Origin of the sequence: Dokdonia sinensis (assembly GCF_003688895.1) — a bacterium.
Lineage (GTDB): Bacteria > Bacteroidota > Bacteroidia > Flavobacteriales > Flavobacteriaceae > Dokdonia > Dokdonia sinensis.
This window is the reverse complement of the sequence record NZ_REFV01000006.1, coordinates 197,397-220,175: the sequence shown is the minus strand read 5'-3', so window position 1 is coordinate 220,175 and position 22,779 is coordinate 197,397. Positions and strand designations below refer to the sequence as shown.

Genomic DNA, 22,779 nt, shown 5'->3' with positions numbered 1-22,779 from the left:
TAGCTATCTAAAAGCAGACTGATAACTACTAACTGATAACAAATAGCACTTGTAAAACATTTACGATTGAATAATAGAAATAGCCCTTAATAAAAAAAGACTGTCCGAATAGTTTTCAGACAGCCTCATTTCTATAAAACTTATTAAGTTTATCCTAAATATTTCATAAGTATATGACTTTTAGAGGTATGTCTCAATCTACGTATTGCCTTCTCACGTATCTGACGAACACGCTCACGACTTAAATCAAAAGTATCTCCTATTTCTTGCAAAGTCATTGCAGGTTGGTCACCTAAACCGTAGTTTAATCTGATTACATCTGCCTCTTTGTCTGTAAGCGTTTGAAGCGCCCTGTCTATCTCTGTGCTCAAAGACTCTTGCATAAGATCTTTGTCTGGCTTAGGAGATTCGCTAGAACTTAAAACATCGTATAAGTTATTATCGTTTTCCCCTTCTGCAAACGGAGCGTCCATAGAAAGGCTACGATTTGTATTCTTAAGGGATAACTCTACTTGACTTACACTCATATCAAGATGTTGCGCAAGCTCTGCAGCGGTAGGAGGACGTTCGTGTAATTGTTGTAAATAGACTGATGCCTTTTTAATCTTACTGATTTCTCCAATCTTATTTAAAGGAAGTCTTACCGTACGAGCGTGTTCTGCTATTGCTTGTAAGATAGACTGTCTGATCCACCATACTGCGTAGGAGATAAATTTGAATCCACGCTTCTCGTCAAAACGTTGTGCTGCCTTAACGAGCCCAACATTTCCTTCATTAATAAGATCAGAAAGTCCTAATCCCTGATTTTGATATTGTTTTGCAACAGAAATAACAAAACGCAAGTTTGCTTTTGTTAATTTCTCTAATGCAATTTGATCACCTTTGTGAATGCGCTGTGCTAGTTCTACCTCTTCATCTGCTGTAATAAGATCAATCTTACTTACATCTTGTAAATAACTGTTAAGCGACTTGGTTTCTCTATTAGTAACCTGCTTGGTGATTTTAAGTTGTCTCATATATTCCTGTTGGGTTTATCAATTATAACACTTTAGTGTAACTTTTAAGTATACCATTTCCAAAAGTTTAACTATAATTGTTAATTTTAAGCTCCGCAACGCCCATTAATCGGTTGTCGGACCATTTTCTTTAACAAAATATTTAGAATTAGAGCGGTTTGCTAATTTGTTAAACTAGGCCGATAAGGTAAGGCGGAAATTTTGATAAATTACTACACGAGACAAAAATAAATCAAAAATTATCTCTGGCTATATGAACCAAAAAATATCTCAATTGTTCTTTCTCTCTATGATTTGTTTTACAGTAGGTTGTAAAGATTTATCAACTAATTCAACGTATGCTAAGGATAATACAGAAATCCCTAAAGTTCTGGATGAAGCCTTACAAAAGAGAGATGCTAACCGAACATTTAATCCCAATTACGCTCACGTGGTTTATTTCTGGTTAAATAGACCTAATAATGATCAGGATAGAGCACTTTTTGAAAAATCACTACGTACATTTTTAAATAACTCAGCATACGCTCAAACACAATTTATTGGGGCTCCACCTAAAGCAGTTAGAGATGTAGTGGACGATAGTTTTACCTACAATCTCGTCGTCACGTTTGACTCCTCAGCGTCACAGGTGGCTTACCAGGAAGAAGAGGCTCATAAAAAATTTGTTAAAGAGGCTTCGCATCTATGGAGCAAAGTAATAGTATACGATGCTACGACTATAAGAGATTAATAAATTCAAAAGAAAAGGGACTTCGTAAAAGTCCCTTTAAAAGTGATTGATTCTTTAATGTGCTATAACTCGAGAGGTTTCAAATTTGTAATTGTCTTAACCTCTATAATTTCGCCATCTCCATGCTCTTCTTCTACTGTTGAGTAGCTCACTGTAAATTTTTTGCCTTGTAATGCCTTGTCCTCAAGGTTTATTGCTGCGGCAACATCTTCATCTATTTTCTGAAAAGCAATTTTGTCTGTTGCCGTTGCAAAGTGATACTCTCCATCTACAATGCCCAGAAAGGAAGCTTCGACAGTTTGGTCTTCCTGTGTTACCATATTGTTTTCAATTCCTGTAATTAAAGCGCTTACTGTAAACAGAAGCATAAAAAGTGATTTCATAATATTGAGTTTTAGTGTTAGCGGATCTTTTTAATCCTTTGTTATGATTTTTGATTCCTTAGACAATTGTGTCTAGAATTTTGTTATCTAAGGTAATCATAAACATATACGGGAGCATATGCAGGTTCGGTCGGAAATCACTTGTTAAATTAATGCTAAATAAAAAAAGCCCCTATTTTCCTTAGGAGCCTATGAACTTGTATTGGTAAGATCTATTTAATATACTGACGACTTTGCTCTTCTAGATTTTCATTAGAAGAACTTCCCTGACTATGCAGTTTATTTTCTTCATCTGTTAGTCTGTTTGTCGTGTTCTTATTTGCTGCTGTTCTTCCTGGAATATCTAGATCTTTTCCAGCAAAATCTACTCTTTTCATTCTATCATTAAGCTGCCTATCATCTCCAGCATCTTGTCGTAAATTATTTTGAAAATCTTGTCCCAATGCTTGCAGGTCGTCTTGTGTCACATTGCTATTATATGAGGTGTCCACAAATTTTTCTTCACCTTTATTGTGGGATGTTGTTTTCTGTATAGACCCTGTAGTTTTTGCAATTTCTGTATCTGGTGTTTTCATATCATTTGTTTTTCTTAAATATAGGATAAAAGAACTGTCTCGGCATAAGCTTTAACCGTGTGTAAGGAAAAGTATAACATATCTGTTAAAATCGGCTCATTAGTTGCTGGGTTTGATTTTATTACGCTTTCGCGAAAGCGTAAATCCACATTTTCCTCGTATATTTGCTATTATAGTGTATGAAATTATGGCGCGGTACTTGCTACTGGTTAGATAAATTACACAGCATAGCGGAGTAACCGATTATGCTCTTAACTAAATACGATTACAGAAATTAATGGCTAGACCACAAGAAACATTTGGCAAGAAGGAAAGAGAGAAAAAACGTTTGAAAAAGAACGAAGAAAAGCGCAAGCGTCGTGAAGAGAAGAAAGCAAACGGAGGTGAAGACTTCAATGAGTTTGTGTATGTTAATCACCTAGGACAACTGGTAGATACTCCACCAGATCCTGATATGAAGCCAGAGATTGAAGCCGAAGATATTATACTAGGAATCCCTCCAAAGGATGAAACTGAAGTAGAAGATCCAGTAAAAACAGGGTTTGTTGAATTTTTTAATAGCGAAAAAGGATTTGGATTTATTAAAGATTCTGAAACTCCAGAAAAATATTTTGTTCACATAAGTTCTGTACAAGATGGTGAGCTTAAGGAAGGTAATAAAGTTTCTTTTGAACTGGAGCGAGGACCTAAAGGTCTTAACGCAATTAAGGTGAAGAAAGTAAGCTAAAACTTTTTTTAAAATTTGTAGGAAAGCCCTTTTTTAGAGGGCTTTTTTTATGGATTTAATTCTTGTACGGGAATTACCTCGCCTACTTTAAGAGTATCAATCGTAACACTCCCCACTCTTACTCGCACAAGTCGTAGTGTAGGAAACCCTACCGCCGCTGTCATCTTACGTACTTGCCTAAATTTACCTTCTTTGATTGTGATAGAAACCCAAGGTGCAGGTCCGTGTCTTTCATCCCTTATCTTTTTTTCTCTCTCAGGAAAATCTGGTGTTCCTACTATACGATGCACAGCACAAGGTTTAGTTTGATATTTTCTACCGTTAAATCCTATTTCAACTCCGTTAGATATTTGTTTAATAGCCTCATCGGTAAGAGCTCCGTCTACTTGGGCGTAGTATTCCTTTTCAATACCCGACCGGTTTATAGTATCACTCAGTTTACCATCTGTAGTCATAAGTAACAGACCCTCAGATTTCTCATCCAGACGGCCTACAGCCATCGTTCCATCTGGAAAATTGTATAGCGCACTCAAGAATTTCTTTTTACGGGCCTGTCTCTCATCATTACTGAGAAGCTGGCTTATGTAACCGTAAGGTTTATATAGTTTGTAATGTTTATGATCTGCCATACGGAGCAAAAATAACACATTACAATCCGATAGATTGTTAGAAAGTTTGTCTAAAACTAGTATAATATCACCTTTCAATTCTTAGGAAACCAAGTATCTTTACCCTCTTAAAAAATGTAACGATATGATCTATCGCTTTAGAATAATTTTGGATACAGAGGAAGATGTTTTTCGTGATTTAGAAATTGAAGAAACAGCTACCTTAGAAGACTTAAGCAATGCTATTATACAATCCTTTGGTTTTGATGGGATGGAAGTCGCTTCATTTTATATGAGTAATGAGAAGTGGGAGCAAGGCGTAGAGTTTCCGCAGTTTGATACCTCTGAGGGTGATGAAATTGTACGCACGATGAGCGAGACCTTATTAGAACACGTTGTACACGAGAATCACACCAGACTAATTTATGTTTATGACTTTCTTAATATGTGGCAGTTTATGGTAGAGCTTGCTGAGATTGTAGAGAAGAACGAAGCTCAAACGTATCCCAATTTAATGTTTGTTCAAGGTCAAGTACCAGCTCACGCCCCTGACATTGCTTTTGAGGTAGAGCTGGATGACGATGCTGAAGATGAATTTGACAATGATTATGATGTAGATGATTTTCAGGATCTCAATTTTGACGAAAACTGGAATTAATATTATCTCCTAAAACAAATGATTTATACGCTTTCGCGAAAGCGTAACCCCTCTAATTAATAATACATATATAGCATACCCAATCTTATGATTAACTTATATAGTGCTCAAATTGAGTCTCTTTCCATACACCGAGTTGGAAACAAGAGTAAAGCCGAAGGACTATTTGTCTCTAATGACCCGTACCCGCTTACTGATGAAATCACGCCACTTATTAAAGAGTTCTTTTTTAAGCCTTTTAGGGAAAAGGAAGAAAATTATTACAAGTTTGCGCACGAGCAAGATCTTGAGTTCCACACGCTATATAACATTGTCACTAAGATTTTTGAAACCCCTGGAGCAACACACCTTTTATCAGAAGAAATCACAAAGCATTTGTACGATCAGAGTGAGCATCCTCACATAAAGGCAGGAGAGCTTTACATTGCACACATAGAAAATGTTAGCATAGATAATCAAAAAGTGGATGCAATAGGGATCTTTAAAAGTGAGCTCAAGCAAGATTTTCTACAGTTTAAAGAAAATGGCTCTAATCTAGAAATGATGCTGGAGCAAGGTATAAATCTTAATAAGCTAGACAAGGGTGCCTTAATTCTTAATTATAAACAGGAGGAAGGCTACAAAGTGCTTTCTGTGGATTCTAATCGCTATGACACAAAGTACTGGCTTGAAAATTTCTTATCTGTCCAGATGTTTGAAGATGATAATTTCTACACTAAGAAGTATCTTAAATTTTGTCAAGATTTTGCAAAAGACGTAGTACTACCAGCAGAAGATAAGAAGGAAGAGGTTTTATTTATGAATCGCGCGGTAAATCATTTTGCAAAGAATGATTCTTTTAATGAGAGTGCTTTTGTAAATGAGGTGATTGATAATCCGGATTTAATACCTGAATTTCGTCACTATAAAACGGAGCAAGCTCCTAAGTATAGTATTGAAGATCTCACAGATTTCCCTATCAGTAATCAGGCAGTTAGTTCCCAGCGCAAAAAGATTAAAAATTTAATCCAACTAGATACAAATATCCAGATTAAAATGGATTTTATAAACCCAGAAAGTGCGGAGAAGTTTGTAGAAAAAGGCTGGGATGAAGAGAAGCAAATGTATTACTACTTAATCTACTTTAACAAAGAGCAGAATTAAGGTTGCATTAAACGCTTTAAACTTACATCCTCATAGTTTCTGCGCACAAATTCAATTGCAGTTCTTACGATTTGTCCCATTGATTTTGCGCGTTTAAATTTTACGTCTCTCGTGTATTCGTAAAGGTCATTGCGCAGCTGTTTAAGATTGTCTGTGTTAGAAATTTTATCCTGGGTCATACAGCGCACGAGTTCTCTTAATCTTGATTTTGAAGCCAGTATACGTTTTGCTAATACAGCTCTTTCTTCCTTTTGATATAACTCAATTACTTGGGTGCTAAGTCTATTTGAAACTAGATCAACCATTTTAAAGTTTTCTTTGAAGATGTGAGGCCTATATACCTTAAAATTACCTTCATAACATTGTTGGTCAAAGTCTATTGCACGTATTTTATATTTAATATGATCAAAATCGTGAGTAGGAATTACAACATAGTTATACGAGCGCATATCCCCTAAAAGTAAAATCATACAACGCTCATTAAATTTTACAAACTCCTTTGCAATTTGGGACTTTCCCACGTCGTCACATAGCGGCAAATAACTCGCAATAAACTCGTCTCCCGGAATCCCAGAAATGTGTTCTTCTATAAGAGTTTTCTGATGTACTAGAAAATTTATTCTATTAGGAGAAAGTATATGCTCTAGCTCTAAGCCATATACGCGACTGGCATCTGCTTGCTTTACATAGAAGTAAGTGTAATTATCATTATAAATATTCTGAATTTTGATACGAAAAGGTTTTGAGTTTCCAAAGGTGCAATAGTCTATAGAGGCAACCCGTAGGAATGGAAGCACATTATCATTACCATCAGAAATAAGTACAGCGTAAACCTTCTTGAGGCTCTCTTCTATTTCAGGACGTTCGTGCTCTGGGTAGTATACACTTATCCAAAGAGTGTCATTGTCGTCCTGATCATAAAGGTTTATCCCTCCAGAAAAACGCAATAGATCATCGTAGTGTACCGATATTCTTACATCTCGATTATATTTTTGAAGATATCTTTGCAGCGTTTCATTAACCGGATACGTAGGCTTTTTACGTGACATCAGGTTTTCATCCATAGCATAGCTTTTGGGGTAAAGATACAGAAGCTTGTAACAAAAGAGAGAAGAGGTCGTCTACTTATCACTAGCAATCAAAAACAACCTTTCATCTTGGAAACTATCCTCACGATTAATAATCTTACAAAGCATTATGGCGCAGTAAAGGCAGTAAATGACCTTTCTTTTACCATAGAAAAAGGAAACGTCTATGGCATTTTGGGACCTAACGGAAGCGGAAAGTCTACCACACTCGGAATGGTGCTCAATGTAGTTAATCCTACTCGCGGCAATTTTCATTGGTTTGACGGGAAAAACTCAACTCACGATGCGCTTAAGAAAGTAGGAGCGATAATAGAGCGGCCTAATTTTTATCCCTATATGACCGCAAAGCAAAATCTTGCTTTAGTATGCAAGATTAAAGATGTGCCTACAGATCGTATTGAGGAGAAACTGGATGTTGTGGGGCTTCTAGAGCGAAAAGATAGTAAATTTAGCACGTTTTCTCTGGGGATGAAACAGCGATTAGCTATTGCCTCTGCCTTGCTCAATAATCCAGAGATATTAATTCTGGACGAACCTACAAATGGATTAGATCCTCAAGGAATTCATCAGATCCGAGAGATTATAAAAAAAATTGCTCAAGATGGCACTACAATCTTACTCGCTTCACACCTTCTAGACGAGGTCGAAAAAGTGTGCTCTCACGTGGTCATCCTGCGCAAAGGTGTAAAGCTTTATTCTGGTCGAGTAGACGCTATGAATGCAAGTCAAGGCTTTTTTGAACTTAAATGTGAGCAGACTCAACTATTAGTAGACTACTTAAATAATCACAATGATTTTGGAGAAGTTAAGGTAGAAGGTGATCTTATAACGGGATATCTAGTCTCACCTTTAGCAGCTCACGCTTTAAATAGCGAGCTACACTCTAAAGATATCGCGCTTACACATCTAGTAAAACGTAAGGAGAGTCTTGAAGAGCAGTTTTTACAACTTACTAACAACCTTAACTAAACCACATCATCTTATGCTACGTCTTCTACATATAGAATTTCAAAAACTTCGTTATAGCAAATCTGCAAAAGTACTGAGTATCGCTTATTTTGGTATTTTACTTTGTATAGCACTCATCGTTTCTATAGAATTTAATTTTGGCGATATAAAAGTGCGTATTGCAGACCAAGGAATTTTTAATTTCCCTTTTATCTGGCACGGAAATACCTGGCTAGCTTCTTTTCTTAAAATTTTCTTAGCGGTGGTTATCGTCTCTATGACGTCTAATGAATATAGCAATCGTACGCTCAAGCAAAACCTCATCGACGGATTGAGCAAGAAGGAGTTTATACTTTCTAAGTTCTACACTGTTCTTGTATTTGCTGGTTTTTCTACTGTTTTTGTTTTTATAATGTCTCTTATATTGGGATATGCCTTCTCAGACTTTACGGAGTTTAGTGTTGTTATGCGTGATTTGGAATTTCTAGGAGCTTATTTCCTGAAGCTCACTGCATTCTTCTCGTTCTGCCTATTTCTGGGCATTCTTGTAAAACGTTCGGCGTTTGCACTTGGGTTTTTATTCTTCTGGTGGGTTATCGAGTGGATTACTTTAGGAGTGATTGCTGAATTCTTCGGAAAAGACTTGGGATGGAGTGTTTGGAATTTTCTTCCGCTTGGATCTATGCAAAATCTCATTAATCAGCCAGTAACGCGTATGAATTTTGTTCAGAGTGCAGCTGGACAGCTCAATGCAGATGTAGGCTTTGACTATGCCGTACATTGGTATGAGGTCGTCATAGTTATCGTTTGGAGTGCTTTGTTTATATATGGGTCGTATGCCTTATTAAAAAAGAGGGATTTATAAAATATTCTGAGCTCCGTGGTTTAGGGTAAATTGGTAATGGTTTTGAGTACGCTTTTGAAACGAGTTCAGAGTAAATTTCGCGAAAGCGTAACAAGCAAAGTTGTCCAGTACTAGATCGTCCAATTACTCTGCCTCTTCTATAAGAGCATTAATTTCTTCCTGCTCTTCTCTTGTGAGTTCAGGGTTCTCAACGTCTATATCTACAAGAGGAAAGGCAAGTTCATAATACATCGCAAAATGGTCTGAGCCAAAGCGTGGCAAACGTTTCATAACGGGGACGTGCATATCTTTAGAATAAAACAGGTGATCCAACGGAAAGCGTAATAGCCATATATTTGCGTGGAATGATGGATATAGGCCGCGACCGACTCTCGGGTCAAAATATCCAGTCATTTTCTTAAAAAGGCGAGAGGTTCTAGACCAGACCACATCATTTAAATCACCGCAAACCACAGTTGAGTTTCCTTGCTCACGACAAATTTTGCCTACAATCATAAGCTCTGCGTCGCGCTCTACAGCGGTTTCATTTTCTGTTGGGCTTGGTGGTGCAGGATGAATTACGATTAGATTGAAGGTCTGGTCAGCATACGTAAGCTCACAATGCATGGAAGGAACATCAGCTTCTACAAGATATTTGATTTTTGCTTTATCAAAGGGAATTTTAGAATACAGATGCATTCCGTAAAAATTATCTAATGTAGCTTCTAACCTGTGCTTGTATTCAGTAAAGGGTTTGGAGAGTGCTTCCTTCCACTTTTTGTCAGACTCCATGGTTACTACTATATCTGGATCAGTATCCTTTACGATTTTAATAAATGCATTATAATTAGTATTAGTTTGTAGCACGTTTGCAGTAAGAAGTTTCAGTTTCTTAGGAGCAAATGCTTGTTCGGGTTTTCGTCTATGATAAAAAGGGGTGTATGGCCTTACGAGGTGACATTGGTATGTTAAAACCAAGACAAGAGCAGCAATAAGAACCCATTGTATAGACTGCCATTGCTCCCAAAAGATTATAGCAGACAGAAGGATCAATACTTGAATTACGATAGATTGGATTCTTACAAAATCAAAAAAGCGTATTGACCAATGCTGCGATGGAAGCAAGGGTAGGAGAGGTGTAATTATAAAAATGAGAATTAATGCTATGATCACACGTAAATGTAAAAAGCGCAATCGTAAAGATTGCGCTTTTTAGTTTTTATTTATTATTTGATTAGGTGAATCCTAAGACTGACCTAAAAGTTCTTCCATTTTTTTACCTAGAGCAGCTCCTCTTAAATTTTTTGCAATGATAACACCATTCTCATCAAGTAGGTAGGTTGCTGGAATAGAACGAATACCATAAGCCTTTGCAATAGGGTCCTGCCAAAACTGGAGGTTAGAAACGTGATACCAGTCCATTTCATCTTTTTGTATAGCATCTTTCCAGCGCTGATCCTGCCCAGCTTTGTCTAGAGATACACTTATAATATTAAGACCTTTATCGTGATATTTTTTGTAAACATTTACAACATTAGGGTTTTCCATACGGCACGGACGACACCAAGATGCCCAGAAATCTATAATAGTATACTTGCCTAAGGTTTCAGAAAGTGAGAGTTGTTTGCCATCTGGAGTTGGCGCTGTAAAATCTGGAGCCTTGTTCCCGATAGATGCTAGACCTTCGGCGATACGTTGTGATTTAAGTTGTGCGATATAATTTTTAATGCTAGTCCCTATAGTCGAATTTTGGATTTCGGTATCGAGGCTATTAAAGTATGTTTCAGATTCTTCTATTTTAAGGACTTTTGCATTTATGAGGTCTGAGAGTGCAATAACTGATACTACAGATGATGGATGTTCCTCGATTAACGATCTGTTTTCAGAAATGAATGATTCATCTAATTCGTTAACTTGATTCATATAACCCTGTGCAGCAATGCCATCTGTCTCAGCATTTGCTTGATTAGCTTTTTGCTGTAAGTCTGTTTTTTTTACGTTTCTGGCTCTATTGCTTAAAACATAGTTGTTAAAGAGTTCATTTTCTCTACCGCCTGTAACCTTAGAAACGCCCACGCTGTCTTTATAAATTGTAACTGATAATGGCGCTGCTTCTTGTACAAGTAGTAACCTGCCATTTACACCTGCAACAGATAGAATATTGAGTCCTTTACCTGCTATGGTGGGTCTTTTAAATTTAAACGTTTCATTTGTGACTACAGCTGTGTCTAGCGGTATCATTTTATTGTTCTCACCAAGTTCTTGTATGTATACCTCAGTACCGTCTGTAATACCAACGGCGGTACCTTGAACGGATTGGATTTCTTCTTTCGCGCAAGCGTAAGTTAAAAGTATGGTAACTATTAAGGCTAATCTTTTCATAAAAATCGTATATTAAGGTAGCAAAAGTACAGTTTAAGGCACATTCAAAGCAATACAATCGCCGAATAAGTCGGATATTTGTACTAAAATTTAATAAAATGTATTTAGGACATCGCGATTTCCCACTTGACCTTCGTTTTAGCTTAAAAAAGCTAGGAGAGACGTATCGTGAATCTCAAGATATTGAGAGTGAAAGTCTACGCCTACGTGCCAACGAGATTATTGAGATTTTAGACAATCATCCAGCATTAGAAGAGGGAATTAGTGATTTTAAAGAGTTACCTAAATATAAAAAGCAACTTGATATTGTTTTTCAGGATTTATTCCCGATGGTGTTGCAATCTAACGAAATCAAGATAGCATCGATGCCCTTTAATGAATCCATAATTCAAAGCACGAAGCGATTTAAGAATATACTTACAGCTGCTGGAGAAGATTTTGAATTGAGCATTCGCAATTTTGACGAGGATAACTATTACATAATGGGGTGTAGTATTATTCTTATGCAATTTTATAAATATAATATAGATTTTAGAAGACCATTTTATCACGATATCCCCGATGAGAATGGAATAGTGAGACATTATCGTATTTTATATAACGGTGATTACATCGACATAGAAAAAACGGACGATGCCCCCCAAATTACTCAAGATGATGTAAATGAATTGCTGGATAACTTTGAAAACATAGAGTTGTGGAGATCTAAGTTTCCTCCTAATAGCTATATCTTCAGAGGATTTGTCATTGCAAATATGTACGATGCAACAACAGATGTATCCTTATCTGAGTTTAAATCAGGTCTTCTAAAATACGATTATGAACAAGACGATTTTACAGCAGATTTTAATCAGATTTTCCAGTCTATTTTTAATCTTCCAGACTTAGAGATAGGATTTTCTAACTACAACTTTGAAGAAGGGACGTTTGAGGTAGTGCCTTTTAAGGATGTTAAAAGTTACTTATTGTATGATGCAGAAAAGAGTAAGTGTAAAAATGTCCTTTGTTCTGGATCTTACGAAACTGTTTTTAATACTGGTGATTTTTTTGCAATATCTAATGTAGAGCGATATCATAAAATGGACCCCTCTGTAAAGATGTATACAAACCTTATGGAGCAGGGTATAAGAAGCGCTATAATTGCTCCAATCCGTCATAAGAAGAAACTGCTGGGACTTCTAGAGATTGCCTCACCTAATGCCTATGAGCTTAATAGTATTAATGCAAACAAGCTGTATGACATTATGCCATATCTTGTAGATGCAGTACTTAGAGATAAGGAACAGCAAGAAAATGAGATTGAGCTTATTATCCAAAATGAATGTACGTCTATACACCCTAGTGTTTACTGGAAATTTGAGAAGGAGGCAAGACGTTTTCATAAAGCTCAATTAGAAGGAGATTTTAATACCCAGTTTAGAGACGTAGTATTTCGTGATGTCTACCCTCTTTACGGTCAGATTGATATAAAAGGTTCTTCTGAAGCCAGAAACTCTGCTACGCAACAAGACATACTGCTGCAGCTTACAAAGGCAATGGATATTCTTAATGAGGCCCTAAAAATTGAAGAATTGCCTATTTACGAGCAATTAATTTATAACCTTCGTACGTATATACAAGAGATAGAAAATGTTCTTGATGTAGATAGCGAGCGTAAGGTTTTAAAATTCCTCTCACGTGATATAAGACCACTTTTTTCTCATTTAATAACACAGGGAGGTACAATTGCAAGACTTATCAATGAGTATCGAGGTCAGATTGAAGATAATTTAGGACTTGTTTATAAATTTAGAAAAGCCTACGATGACTCTGTTATGACGCTTAATAAAGGTTTATCTTCTTATATGGATAAACAGCAGAGGAAAGCCCAAGCGATGTACCCACACTTCTTCGAACGTTATAAAACCGACGGGGTAGAGCACAATATGTATATAGGAGAATCTATTACGAAGCAGACTAACTTCAACAAGGTATACCTTTATAACCTGCGCCTCTGGCAATTGCAAGTAATGTGTGAGATGGAGAATGAATATGCTAAGCTTTCGCGAAAGCTTGCCCAGCCACTAGAAATGGCCTCAATGATATTAGTATTTAACACATCGTTATCCGTACGTTTCCGAATGGATGAAAAGCGTTTTGATGTAGATGGTACCTATAATGCTCGTTATGAAGTTGTAAAAAAGCGCGTAGACAAGGCTTATATAAAAGGTACCGAAGATAGAATTACCCAATCTGGAAAACTTGCCATCGTCTACTCTCAAAAATCTGATGAAGAAGAGTATTTGCGATATATACATTTTTTACAATCTAAAAAGTACTTAGGGAATGAAGTTGAAATCGTAGAACTTGAAGACCTACAAGCAGTTACTGGACTCAAGGCTATACGGGTAAATATTCTCTATAAAGTTAAGTCTAGCGGGGCCAACAAAGAATACTACACATACGAAGACCTTTTAGAGGAAATTAAATCTTAAGTTATTCTATCTGTTTAGTTCCAGGAGTCTATATTAGATAAAAATCAAAATGAAAAAATACCCGCGATTTTACCATCGCGGGTATTTTGGTTTATGTGATTACCTATTCCAGCTACGATAAAAAGGTTAATTGTAATATATCGGGAATGGCAGTAACATCAATTTCTGGCACTACTTCACGCACTTTATCTCTAAATTGGAAGAATACGGCAAACGTTAATACCGAAATTATAATTCCGACCATAAAGACATTGTAGGTCAGTCTAAGTAATCTATATTTCCTGTCGAGAACGACCCCTAGAAAATATAAATCCTTAGTAAGTGCGCTATAAATGTAATCCTTGTCCTTAAGCATTTCTCCTATTGCCCACTCATAATCTTCTAATTTCATCTGGTGAAAATTACCAAAGAAAAGCAAGTTAACCTCTTTATTCTTAACGTCCTCCTTATCAAATTCACCTCGCGTAACATTAGGTCGTGTTGCCAGAACAGATAATACCATGGATATTATAGCAAAGAGTACGAAGATTGCGGTAGGGTATATAAGGTGAGAGTTTGAAGGATTCTCAAGTTTTGGGATTAGGTTTGCTAGTGCAAGAGAAATAATAATAGCATTTACAGAAAGTAAAATGTTTGCTTTCGTATCTGCTATATCACTTAGTTTTATGTGATTTCTTAAGGCGATACGATACATAGACTGTATCCCTTTTTCTGGACTTGCGTCCTTCATCTTTACCTTAAACTTTTCCTTTTTACGCATTTTTTTATTCTTCTTGCGTATTTTGGTAAGTGAGTTTAGGTTATCATCTTTTTTAGGTTTCCACTCTTTTTGCGCGTAATCTGTATAATATTTATGATGTACCGTAAACATATCAATGTTTGCATACACCCATTCTTCAGGAGTATATTCCTTAATACCCTTAATTTTTAATTCCTGACGCAAGTACTCGCTGGCTTCAGGAAAGTATTTTTTTGCAAAGTGTGAGGCGTCTGCATCACGTAAGACTTTCTCTAGAAAAGTCTGCGGCTCAACGCTCATTTGGGTAGCAAGAATTACCTTAACTACCTCATCTATAATGTTTTGATCAACCTGTTCTTCAGCAAGGAATTTTTTTGCTATTTCAGCGCTCCTAGCCTCGTGGTCTTTAGTACCGTTTACATAACCTGTATCGTGTAAAAGTGCAGCAAGTTGTAAGATGAGCTTTTCATCATCTTTAAGTTTTCTTTCACTATTATCTATGATTTCTTGAGTACTTTTAAGAACACGTTTTGTATGAACATAGTTGTGATAAATGCACGTCTTAGGGAGTTCATTTTCAAATAGTTCAGCTACAAATTTATCGGTCTTTTCCAGTAATTCAGTCATAGATAATGTATGATAGTTAGACCACTAAAGTACATCAAATTCACACAAATGAGAAAACATTACATTTTTATTAACTTCATACTAGGGCTACTTATTACGGGTTGTGCGACCTACGATGCTAAGTATGCAGATGAGAATTTTAGACCAGAAAATTTTGATAATAGTACGCTTTCGCGAAAGCAAATTCATAAAACTTTTTACCTCATAGGAGATGCTGGAGGAGATAAAGATGGAGGTAGTACCTATGCCCTTGATGCCCTTAAAAAAGTAGTAGATACTTCTAAAACTAAAGATCAATATGCGATCTTTTTGGGTGATAATATTTATGACGCCGGCCTTCCAAAAAAAGATGCACCAGATCGCGCCGAGGCAGAGCGTCGTCTCAATATACAACTGGATGCTGTTAAAGGATTTGAAGGGCAGGTTTATTTCATTCCTGGAAACCACGATTGGTACGCCGGTGGTGTAGAAGGTGTAAAACGGCAAGAGAAATATATAGAGAAAGCTTTAAACGATAATGAGGCTTTCCAGCCGGAGAATGGTTGTCCTATCGAAATGAAAGAAGTTTCAGATCAAGTAGAACTTATGATTATAGATACTCAGTGGTATCTAGCCAACTGGGATGACTACCCAACCATAAATGATGAATGTACAATTAGAAACCGTGAAGATCTCTTTCTGGAAATAGAAAACGAGTTCAAGAAAAATAATGAAAAAACGATAGTCGTCGCGATGCACCACCCAATGTATACTAATGGAATACACGGTGGTAAATACGGTTTAAGAAAACAACTATATCCCACTCAGGGAAAACTCCCATTACCAGGACTAGCATCACTTATTACTCAAATTAGATCTCAAGGAGGTGTATCAATTCAAGATCGCTACAATAAAAGGTATAATGAGTTGATGAAGCGTATCGCTACCCTAGCAAAAGATACAGACAAAGTAATTTTTGCCTCAGGGCACGAACATAGTATTCAGTACATAGAAAATGATGGGATAAAACAAATTGTTAGTGGTGCTGGAGCAAAAAACTCTGCAGCAGCCTTAGGAGATGATGGTCTATTCTCTTATGGAGGTCAGGGTTTTGCAATTTTAGATATTTATGAAGATGAGTCATCTGCTGTACGTTATTTTGCGGCTAACAAGGGAGAACCCTCTTTATTGTTTACTTCAGAGGTGTTTCCCCCACGTAAAGAAGTAAATTTAGATAGCTTACCTACCGTATTTCCAGAAACGGTGATGGCAACTGTTTATCAACAGGAGGATACAGATGTTTCCGAGGTTCACCGTTCCATTTGGGGAGACCATTATAGAGAAGTCTATGGCACACCTGTAGAAGCACCAGTAGCGTTGTTAGACACTTTAATGGGTGGTTTTACGGTCGACAGAAAGGGCGGCGGTCATCAAACAAGATCCTTGAGACTAAGGGACAGTAAAGGTCATAATTATAATATGAGAGCCATTCGTAAGAGTGCAGTTCAGTTTTTACAGACCGTAGCTTTTAAAGACAAGTTTGTTCAAGATGAATTTGAAGATACGTTTACAGAAGACGTTATATTAGATTTTTATACCTCTGCCCATCCTTACGCTAGTCTTGCAGTTGCCCAACTTTCTGACGCTGTGGGAATATATCACACCAACCCCAAACTTATTTATGTTCCAAAACAAAGAGCGTTAGGAAAATATAATGATGAGTATGGAAATGAGCTCTATATCATAGAAGAACGTCCTGATGAAGGCTTTCTTAATGTAGCATCTTTTGGTAATCCAGATGCTATAGACAGTACAGAAGACTTATTTGAAAACCTCAGGGATGACGAAGAATATCAACTAGATGAAGACGCTTATCTGCGGGCGCGTGTTTTTGATATGCTTATAGGCGATTGGGATAGACACGCAGATCAATGGAGGTGGGCACGTTTTGACAATGGTGGTAAGAAGATATATAGACCCATTCCGAGAGATAGAGATCAGGTTTTTTCAAAGTTTGACGGCGCTCTTTTAGGAGTATTAAAAACGTTAATACCTGCTACGAAGCAGTTTCAGAACTACGATGGAAACCTCAAAAATATTAAATGGCTCAATGAAGCTGGAATCAAGCTTGATCGCTCACTCGTAAAGAATGCTGTAAAGGAAGATTGGCTTGCTCAAGCAACATATATACAAGAAAACCTTTCCGACGAGGCAATCGATCGCGCCTTCCTGAAATTACCGAAAGAGGTTCAAGATTTAGGTGTAGATGAGATTAAAGAGAGCCTTCGCAAGCGCCGAGAAAACATCGTAAAAATCACAGAAAAATATTATGACTATTTGTCTTCATTAGTAATTCTTACAGGAACAGATAAGGATGATCATTTTGAAATTACGCGTAATGAGAGCGAAACTAGAGTTCAAATTTCAAGAATTAAAGATGGAAACATTCAGAAACCATTTGTAGATCGCACGATAAAAGCAAGTGATACTAATGAGATTTGGATTTATGGTTTAGATGACGACGATACTTTTCACGTGAGTGGAGAAGGAAAAAGACCTATAAAGATGAAAATTGTAGGAGGCCAGAATAATGATGTTTATGATATAGAAGATGGGCGCCGTTTAAAAGTTTATGAACATAAAACAAAACCAAACACCATAAAACAACGAGGAGGCGCAAATTTTAAGTTTTCAAATATTTACAACTTTAATACCTATGATCCTCAGCGTAAAATTAGTAGCTCGAACTCAATTCTGCCAGCAATAGGATTTAATCCAGACGACGGATTTTTAATAGGAGTAACAGATGTTTTTGTGACAAATGGTTTTAAGGATGATCCATTTGCAAGTAGACATACCTTTAAACTAGGGTACTATTTTGCAACACAAGGTGTAGACCTTAATTACAGCGGTAGCTTTGCAAATGCTTTCGGACAATGGAATCTTATTGTGGGTGGACGCTTCACAAACGAGAGTTTTGCTAGTAACTTTTTTGGTTTCGGAAACGAAACGGAGAACAATGATGACGAACTTGGACTAGATTATAACCGTGTGCGCAATGGGAATATAATGGGCCGCATAGGTGTAGAGTCAGATAATACATTTGGAAGTAAGTTGCGCTTTGTTGCAAGTTTTGAGCGTATCGAAATCGAAGAAACAGACGGTCGATTTATTAATGAAGTATTTATTCCTGAGCTCGATAATTTTTTTGGAGGACAGTCTTTTGTAGGACTCGAGGGCGCCTATACGTATGTGAGTGCAGATAATGCGGCAAATCCTACTAGAGGAATGGAGTTTGCTGCAATCATAGGAGGGAAGCGCAATTTAAGCGCAGGAGACAGAATGTATGCTTACTTCAAGCCTAAAATAGGATTTTATAATGCGCTTTCGCGAAATAGGAAGCTCGTTCTCAAGACACTCGTGCAGAGTCATATAAACTTTGGTGATGATTTTGAATTTTATCAGGGTGCGGCACTTGGAGCTCGCACAGGAATGAGAGGGTACCGTTTCCAACGATGGATAGGCGAGTCTGCCCTAGCTGGAAGTGCAGATTTGCGCTACAGTTTTGAACGTTTCCAGACGGGTCTTATTCCCATTCAGATTGGAATTTTTGGAGGTGCAGATTTAGGTCGCGTCTGGTTAGATGGTGAGGATAGTAAAAGATGGCACAACGACTTTGGAGGTGGTTTTTGGATTAATATGGTCGAAACTGTGTCTGGACAAGTAGGAGCTTTTGCGGGGGAAGATGGTGTAAGAATTGACTTTAGGTTAGGAGTTAGATTGTGATATAGTTTAAATAGCACCTCCAAAGTTTAGGGGTGGTTGTATAAAAAAATGGCTACCTTTTTTGGAGTCATTTTTTTATACTTTCCGTTTTATCTCATTTAGAAATATGGTAGAAACCGTATCTGGACAGGTAGGGGCCTTTGCGGGAGAAGATGGAATGAGAATTGACTTTAGGTTAGGAGTTAGATTATAATATAGTATAAATAGCACCTCCAAAATTTAGGGGTGGTTGTATAAAAAATTGGCTTCCTTTTTTAGAAAGCCATTTTTACATTTTGAAAATCATATTACAAACCTACGCTTAACCCAAATCCAAGTCTGCCACCTTCAGGTCCAGTAAAATATTGGACATTCGCTTTTAATACAGAAGCTGTGGTCAACTTTATGCCACCGCCGTAGCTATAGTGTAGTGTATTACTTTGTTCTTCGGAGATCCATACGCGACCAGTATCATATCCTACAAATCCTTGAATTCTCAATGGGAAAAATGAGGTACGCAAGGGTTTGAATTTATAAGCAAAATCTATAGAACCTGATAAAGCTTGTTGCCCTTGAAATCTCCCAAATCGATAACTGCGCAATCCATTTGCTGCTCCAAGTTGAGCTAACTTATAAAAAGGAATGTCGTCACCTAATCTCAGTTGAGCGTTGATCTGTGTTTTAAAAACCAAATCTCGTGATCTATCAATTGCATTCCAAAATGTAATCGAAGGATCAAATTGCGCTACAGATTTTGTGCTATTAACCTCGTCTGAGAAACTACCGACTAATTTAAAATGCATTCCTCTGGTTGTAAATCGTTCATCATCTACACTATGATACTGATAAATGCCCCTAGCAGTAGCATATTCACTATCCGTCAGTAGATTATTATTTTGAGGCGCATTATCAATATCAAATCGTTCATAAAAAACATCTAGCGATGTAGAAGTCCCGTACTCGCCGTCATAATAGGTCCCAATTCCACCTTTAATTATTTGTAGTGGGATTCTATTTGCGTCAAAGGATCCAAAGTTATTTGTAGATTCATTTCCTACTCCAAAGAAATTTTCCGTGTAGTTTGCAGTCGTGACTCTACCAGAAGCTTTAAAATTCCAGTCGTGAAAGAGGTGACTTCTATGCCAGGCCATATTAAAGTCGGCGGCTTGGGTGAGTGAGAAGTACTGAGCACTTATCTCAGTCATTGTCGTAAAAGGGTTGCGTTCAAAACCCATTTTCTTCTTACTCAATTGGATCTGTGGCGTCACACCATTGTCTGGATCGTACGAAATATCCAGACCAAAACCCATCCCACCATCGGGACGTCTCTCGCTGTCATATACGTGGTTTTCATAAATGTCATCTATGTGGAAGGAAGCTTTACCCTTTGAGTGGATTGTATTTTTATAGCTTTTCTGGTCAAAAATCTTGACGTTTCTTCCGCCTTCAACGGTATAGGTGTCTTCTTCAAGACCTCCAGCGATAACGACCTTAATAGCGCTTTTTTCGGTGCCATTAACCTCAAAAGTATCCGTATCATCTAATCCGTAAATCCAGATTTCTTGGGTCTCATCGGGAGTATATGTGCGATCAAACAAAACAGCACCTTTCTCGCCATCCTTTATTCGGAAACCTTGTACTTGAACAGCGCCATTTTTTAAATTGTTAATCACAAAGTAATCATCTTTATCTGTTCCTTTCAATACTTGAAAACTGGCAAAATACTCGTAATAGCGTAGGACGATGTCTTTAAGGTTACGCTTTCGCGAAAGCAAATCCTCCTGTATTCCCATCCATACATCATCTTGAACTTCAATAGGAGCTTCTTTAAAAGCTTTACTCACAATTTCTGGCGTAAGATGTTTCTGTATGTAGGCCACTTCCTCTAACCAAACCTCCTTACTCGACCTAGCAACGAGAGCACGATCTAGATTTATGGCGCTCTCACTAAACTCCGCTATGAACTCTATATCTGGCCCATATTTCCCAAAGGAGCGGGTTCCACTCATTACTTTCTGAAGCTTTTCTATGAACCGTCCATCAAAATTTGCAAATACCTGATCTCTATCTCTCGGGACAGCAATGTACTCCGTAATATCAATATTTGCCGAATCTTTTTCTTTTTCAGACCATCGCCATTGGTCCTCGTGTCTATCCCAATCGCCTATAAGCATATCAAAAATGCGGGCACGTATATAACTACGTTCATCTAATCTTCGGTTTTCGTCATCGCGCAGTTCCTCAAAAAGGTCTGGAGTGCTCTCGACTTCTTCACTATTAGAAAACATATGTGAATTTGAAAAATCTCCATCAGGCTTCTCTACAATCATATAGAGTTTATCACCGTGAGTTTCATTAAAATTACCGAGAGCTTTCTGTTTAGGTACGTAATAGAGGATAGGGTGGGTGTGATTTACTTCTATTGCCCCCGCTAATCTTGGTATGGCAAAGGCTCCATATGGGTGAGCTGCAGTATAAAAATCTTCTATGATTGTGGCAGGTACAGTATTATCAAAATATTCTTCGTCTAGATCGTTGTACCCTGAAGATTTGAGGAAGGCAATTGGATCTTTTGCAATTGCGCGCATATTGTATTCCTTATCATCCTTAGTCACTAACCTTAATGATAACGTTTGATTTCCTCCTCCAGCACGTTCAACTTTTAGCCCCCCGTAGAGTGTATCAAGTAGCGCAATGGGGGCTTCGACTTCTGTGCCGTATACGTAACGATAATGTTTGCCCCAGAATTTTTCATATTTTGCATCTACCTGAATATCTTCAGCTGGATAAATGGATGCTTTTTGAGTCTTGGGATATGACGTAGGCAAAGTACTCATATCGTACATTTCTTCTAGTTCAAAAAGCTTATTGTTGTATAGTTCGCTAAATGTCCCGTCGTCGTTTAAGGTGAAAAAATGAATGGTAGATGAGTTATCGTCGTAAATACGAACTTCAGAGAATCCTGCTTTAGTAGATGAAAATTGACCGCGCTTCCCTAATCTTACACTTTTTATTGAACTGCCAGTACCAGCAACTACCTGCTGGATGTTCTCGTGGTCTATGTGTTGTAATGTTCGTTCGTGTCCGGACAAGACAATGACCCGCTCTGCTTGATTAGATGCAAGCTCAACAATATTCATCAAGTCATTCATTATTGGGTTGAAACGATCTTGTTTAGATAAACCACCTTGCGAACGTAGGAATGACCACAAAAATCCTCCGAAGGGTATGAAACCATTTTCTTGAGATGGTTTATACATCACATCTATTGGAATTTCTCCACCATACACTCCATTAGTATATAAAGGGTGATGCATCCCAATGATCACGGTTTTGTGAGCAGCTTTTCTGATTTCACTACTCAATAGGTTTTCAAACTGTAGACGTGTTTTTAGCTGGCATTTATCATTCAAACCTTTGATCTTACTCCAATCCTCAATATACCATTGGGAATTGATTAAAATAAGTTCAATATCATCACTTACATCTATGGTTTCTATGGGACAGCCGTTTTTAGGTAAAAAGTGATCTTCCTCCTTGTAAAAATCTTCGATATATGTTTCTAAATCTTCAAGACCATCTACACCACCTTCGTTCCAGTCCAGTTCTCCCTGAAGAAATAGCGGAGTACCTTTAAATTTTTGAGAAGTTTCGAGTTGTATCTGGAGTTGACGTTTATTGATGTCTTTTTCTAAATCGTTTCCGTGTACGTTATCGCCCAAAAAGAGGAGGTAGTCATCCTCTTTGCTATTTGCACTGAGATAATTGCCCATTGCAATCATTAAGGGTTCATTTGGCCCCTTTTGATATGCTCCAGCATTTGCAATGGAGTAAATACTTCTATAAGATTGCGCTTTTATTTTTAAAGGAGTTGTTGTGACTGATTTATCGCGATATAAGTCACCTTGTACACCACAACTCACAAAGAATGTAGTCACAATAAGAATGTAAAACCTAGATATGTTTGAGATACGTAAATATTCTTTCAATTTGATTGGGTTTAAAGTATGACACTTTCTTAGAAATTACCGCTATAATACAACAAACCCGCTCAAAATGAATGGAGCGGGTTTAATATTATAATTAATTTAAT

Annotated in this window: 17 protein-coding genes; 8 read left to right on the top strand and 9 right to left on the bottom strand. The window is 37.3% G+C overall.

The annotated features are described in order from the left end of the window. Positions 1-149: 149 nt before the first annotated feature. Positions 150-1,016: a sigma-70 family RNA polymerase sigma factor gene (locus tag EAX61_RS08310; RefSeq protein WP_121917214.1), complete on the bottom strand. Its 867-nt coding sequence runs from the start codon at positions 1,014-1,016 to the stop codon at positions 150-152. A gap of 253 nt (positions 1,017-1,269) precedes the next feature. Between EAX61_RS08310 and EAX61_RS08305 the strand changes: the two genes are divergently transcribed. Then, positions 1,270-1,746, top strand: a complete 477-nt coding sequence (locus EAX61_RS08305) for a Dabb family protein (RefSeq protein WP_236642008.1) — start codon at positions 1,270-1,272, stop codon at positions 1,744-1,746. A gap of 62 nt (positions 1,747-1,808) precedes the next feature. On the opposite strand, the gene EAX61_RS08300 is transcribed toward EAX61_RS08305, so the two are convergent. Then, positions 1,809-2,129, bottom strand: a complete 321-nt coding sequence (locus EAX61_RS08300; RefSeq protein WP_121917213.1) for a hypothetical protein — start codon at positions 2,127-2,129, stop codon at positions 1,809-1,811. A gap of 212 nt (positions 2,130-2,341) precedes the next feature. Beyond that, on the bottom strand, positions 2,342-2,704 hold the full coding sequence (locus tag EAX61_RS08295; RefSeq protein ID WP_236642007.1) for a hypothetical protein: 363 nt from the start codon (positions 2,702-2,704) through the stop codon (positions 2,342-2,344). Positions 2,705-2,981: 277 nt separating this feature from the next. Here EAX61_RS08295 and EAX61_RS16685 point away from each other — a divergent pair, with 277 nt between their 5' ends. Next, complete coding sequence (locus EAX61_RS16685) at positions 2,982-3,431, top strand: cold-shock protein (RefSeq protein ID WP_121917212.1); 450 nt, start codon at positions 2,982-2,984, stop codon at positions 3,429-3,431. Between the two features lie 47 nt (positions 3,432-3,478). Here the strand turns inward: EAX61_RS16685 and EAX61_RS08285 are convergent, their stop codons facing one another. Further along, positions 3,479-4,060: a pseudouridine synthase gene (locus EAX61_RS08285; protein WP_121917211.1), complete on the bottom strand. Its 582-nt coding sequence runs from the start codon at positions 4,058-4,060 to the stop codon at positions 3,479-3,481. Positions 4,061-4,184: 124 nt separating this feature from the next. Here EAX61_RS08285 and EAX61_RS08280 point away from each other — a divergent pair, with 124 nt between their 5' ends. Further along, positions 4,185-4,697, top strand: a complete 513-nt coding sequence (locus EAX61_RS08280) for an IS1096 element passenger TnpR family protein (protein ID WP_121917210.1) — start codon at positions 4,185-4,187, stop codon at positions 4,695-4,697. An 87-nt stretch (positions 4,698-4,784) separates the two neighbouring features. Beyond that, the gene (locus EAX61_RS08275; RefSeq protein WP_121917209.1) at positions 4,785-5,840 is read left to right on the top strand and encodes a nucleoid-associated protein; all 1,056 of its coding nucleotides are present in this window, start codon (positions 4,785-4,787) and stop codon (positions 5,838-5,840) included. Here the strand turns inward: EAX61_RS08275 and EAX61_RS08270 are convergent. After that, on the bottom strand, positions 5,837-6,904 hold the full coding sequence (locus tag EAX61_RS08270) for a hypothetical protein (RefSeq protein WP_121917208.1): 1,068 nt from the start codon (positions 6,902-6,904) through the stop codon (positions 5,837-5,839). The two genes, EAX61_RS08275 and EAX61_RS08270, sit on opposite strands and share 4 nt — an antisense overlap. 93 nt (positions 6,905-6,997) lie before the next feature. Here EAX61_RS08270 and EAX61_RS08265 point away from each other — a divergent pair, with 93 nt between their 5' ends. After that, on the top strand, positions 6,998-7,897 hold the full coding sequence (locus tag EAX61_RS08265; RefSeq protein WP_121917207.1) for an ABC transporter ATP-binding protein: 900 nt from the start codon (positions 6,998-7,000) through the stop codon (positions 7,895-7,897). A gap of 13 nt (positions 7,898-7,910) precedes the next feature. Continuing rightward, positions 7,911-8,741: an ABC transporter permease gene (locus tag EAX61_RS08260; RefSeq protein ID WP_121917206.1), complete on the top strand. Its 831-nt coding sequence runs from the start codon at positions 7,911-7,913 to the stop codon at positions 8,739-8,741. A gap of 123 nt (positions 8,742-8,864) precedes the next feature. Here the strand turns inward: EAX61_RS08260 and EAX61_RS08255 are convergent, their stop codons facing one another. Then, the gene (locus tag EAX61_RS08255) at positions 8,865-9,893 is read right to left on the bottom strand and encodes an endonuclease/exonuclease/phosphatase family protein (protein ID WP_236642006.1); all 1,029 of its coding nucleotides are present in this window, start codon (positions 9,891-9,893) and stop codon (positions 8,865-8,867) included. A 72-nt stretch (positions 9,894-9,965) separates the two neighbouring features. Next, a complete protein-coding gene (locus EAX61_RS08250; protein WP_121917204.1) occupies positions 9,966-11,102 on the bottom strand; it encodes a TlpA disulfide reductase family protein in 1,137 nt (378 codons plus the stop codon). A 98-nt stretch (positions 11,103-11,200) separates the two neighbouring features. On the opposite strand from EAX61_RS08250, the gene EAX61_RS08245 reads away from it, so the two are divergent. Next, positions 11,201-13,576 (top strand): GAF domain-containing protein, encoded by a 2,376-nt coding sequence (locus tag EAX61_RS08245; protein ID WP_121917203.1) that lies wholly within the window; start codon positions 11,201-11,203, stop codon positions 13,574-13,576. Positions 13,577-13,688: 112 nt separating this feature from the next. Here EAX61_RS08245 and EAX61_RS08240 read toward each other — a convergent pair whose 3' ends face one another. Further along, on the bottom strand, positions 13,689-14,942 hold the full coding sequence (locus EAX61_RS08240; RefSeq protein WP_121917202.1) for a Pycsar system effector family protein: 1,254 nt from the start codon (positions 14,940-14,942) through the stop codon (positions 13,689-13,691). 48 nt (positions 14,943-14,990) lie between these two features. On the opposite strand from EAX61_RS08240, the gene EAX61_RS08235 reads away from it, so the two are divergent. Next, positions 14,991-18,707, top strand: coding sequence for a metallophosphoesterase (locus EAX61_RS08235; RefSeq protein WP_121917201.1), 3,717 nt, complete (start codon positions 14,991-14,993; stop codon positions 18,705-18,707). Positions 18,708-18,994: 287 nt separating this feature from the next. Here the strand turns inward: EAX61_RS08235 and EAX61_RS08230 are convergent, their stop codons facing one another. Further along, on the bottom strand, positions 18,995-22,675 hold the full coding sequence (locus tag EAX61_RS08230) for an outer membrane protein assembly factor (RefSeq protein WP_236642005.1): 3,681 nt from the start codon (positions 22,673-22,675) through the stop codon (positions 18,995-18,997). Positions 22,676-22,779: the final 104 nt, after the last annotated feature.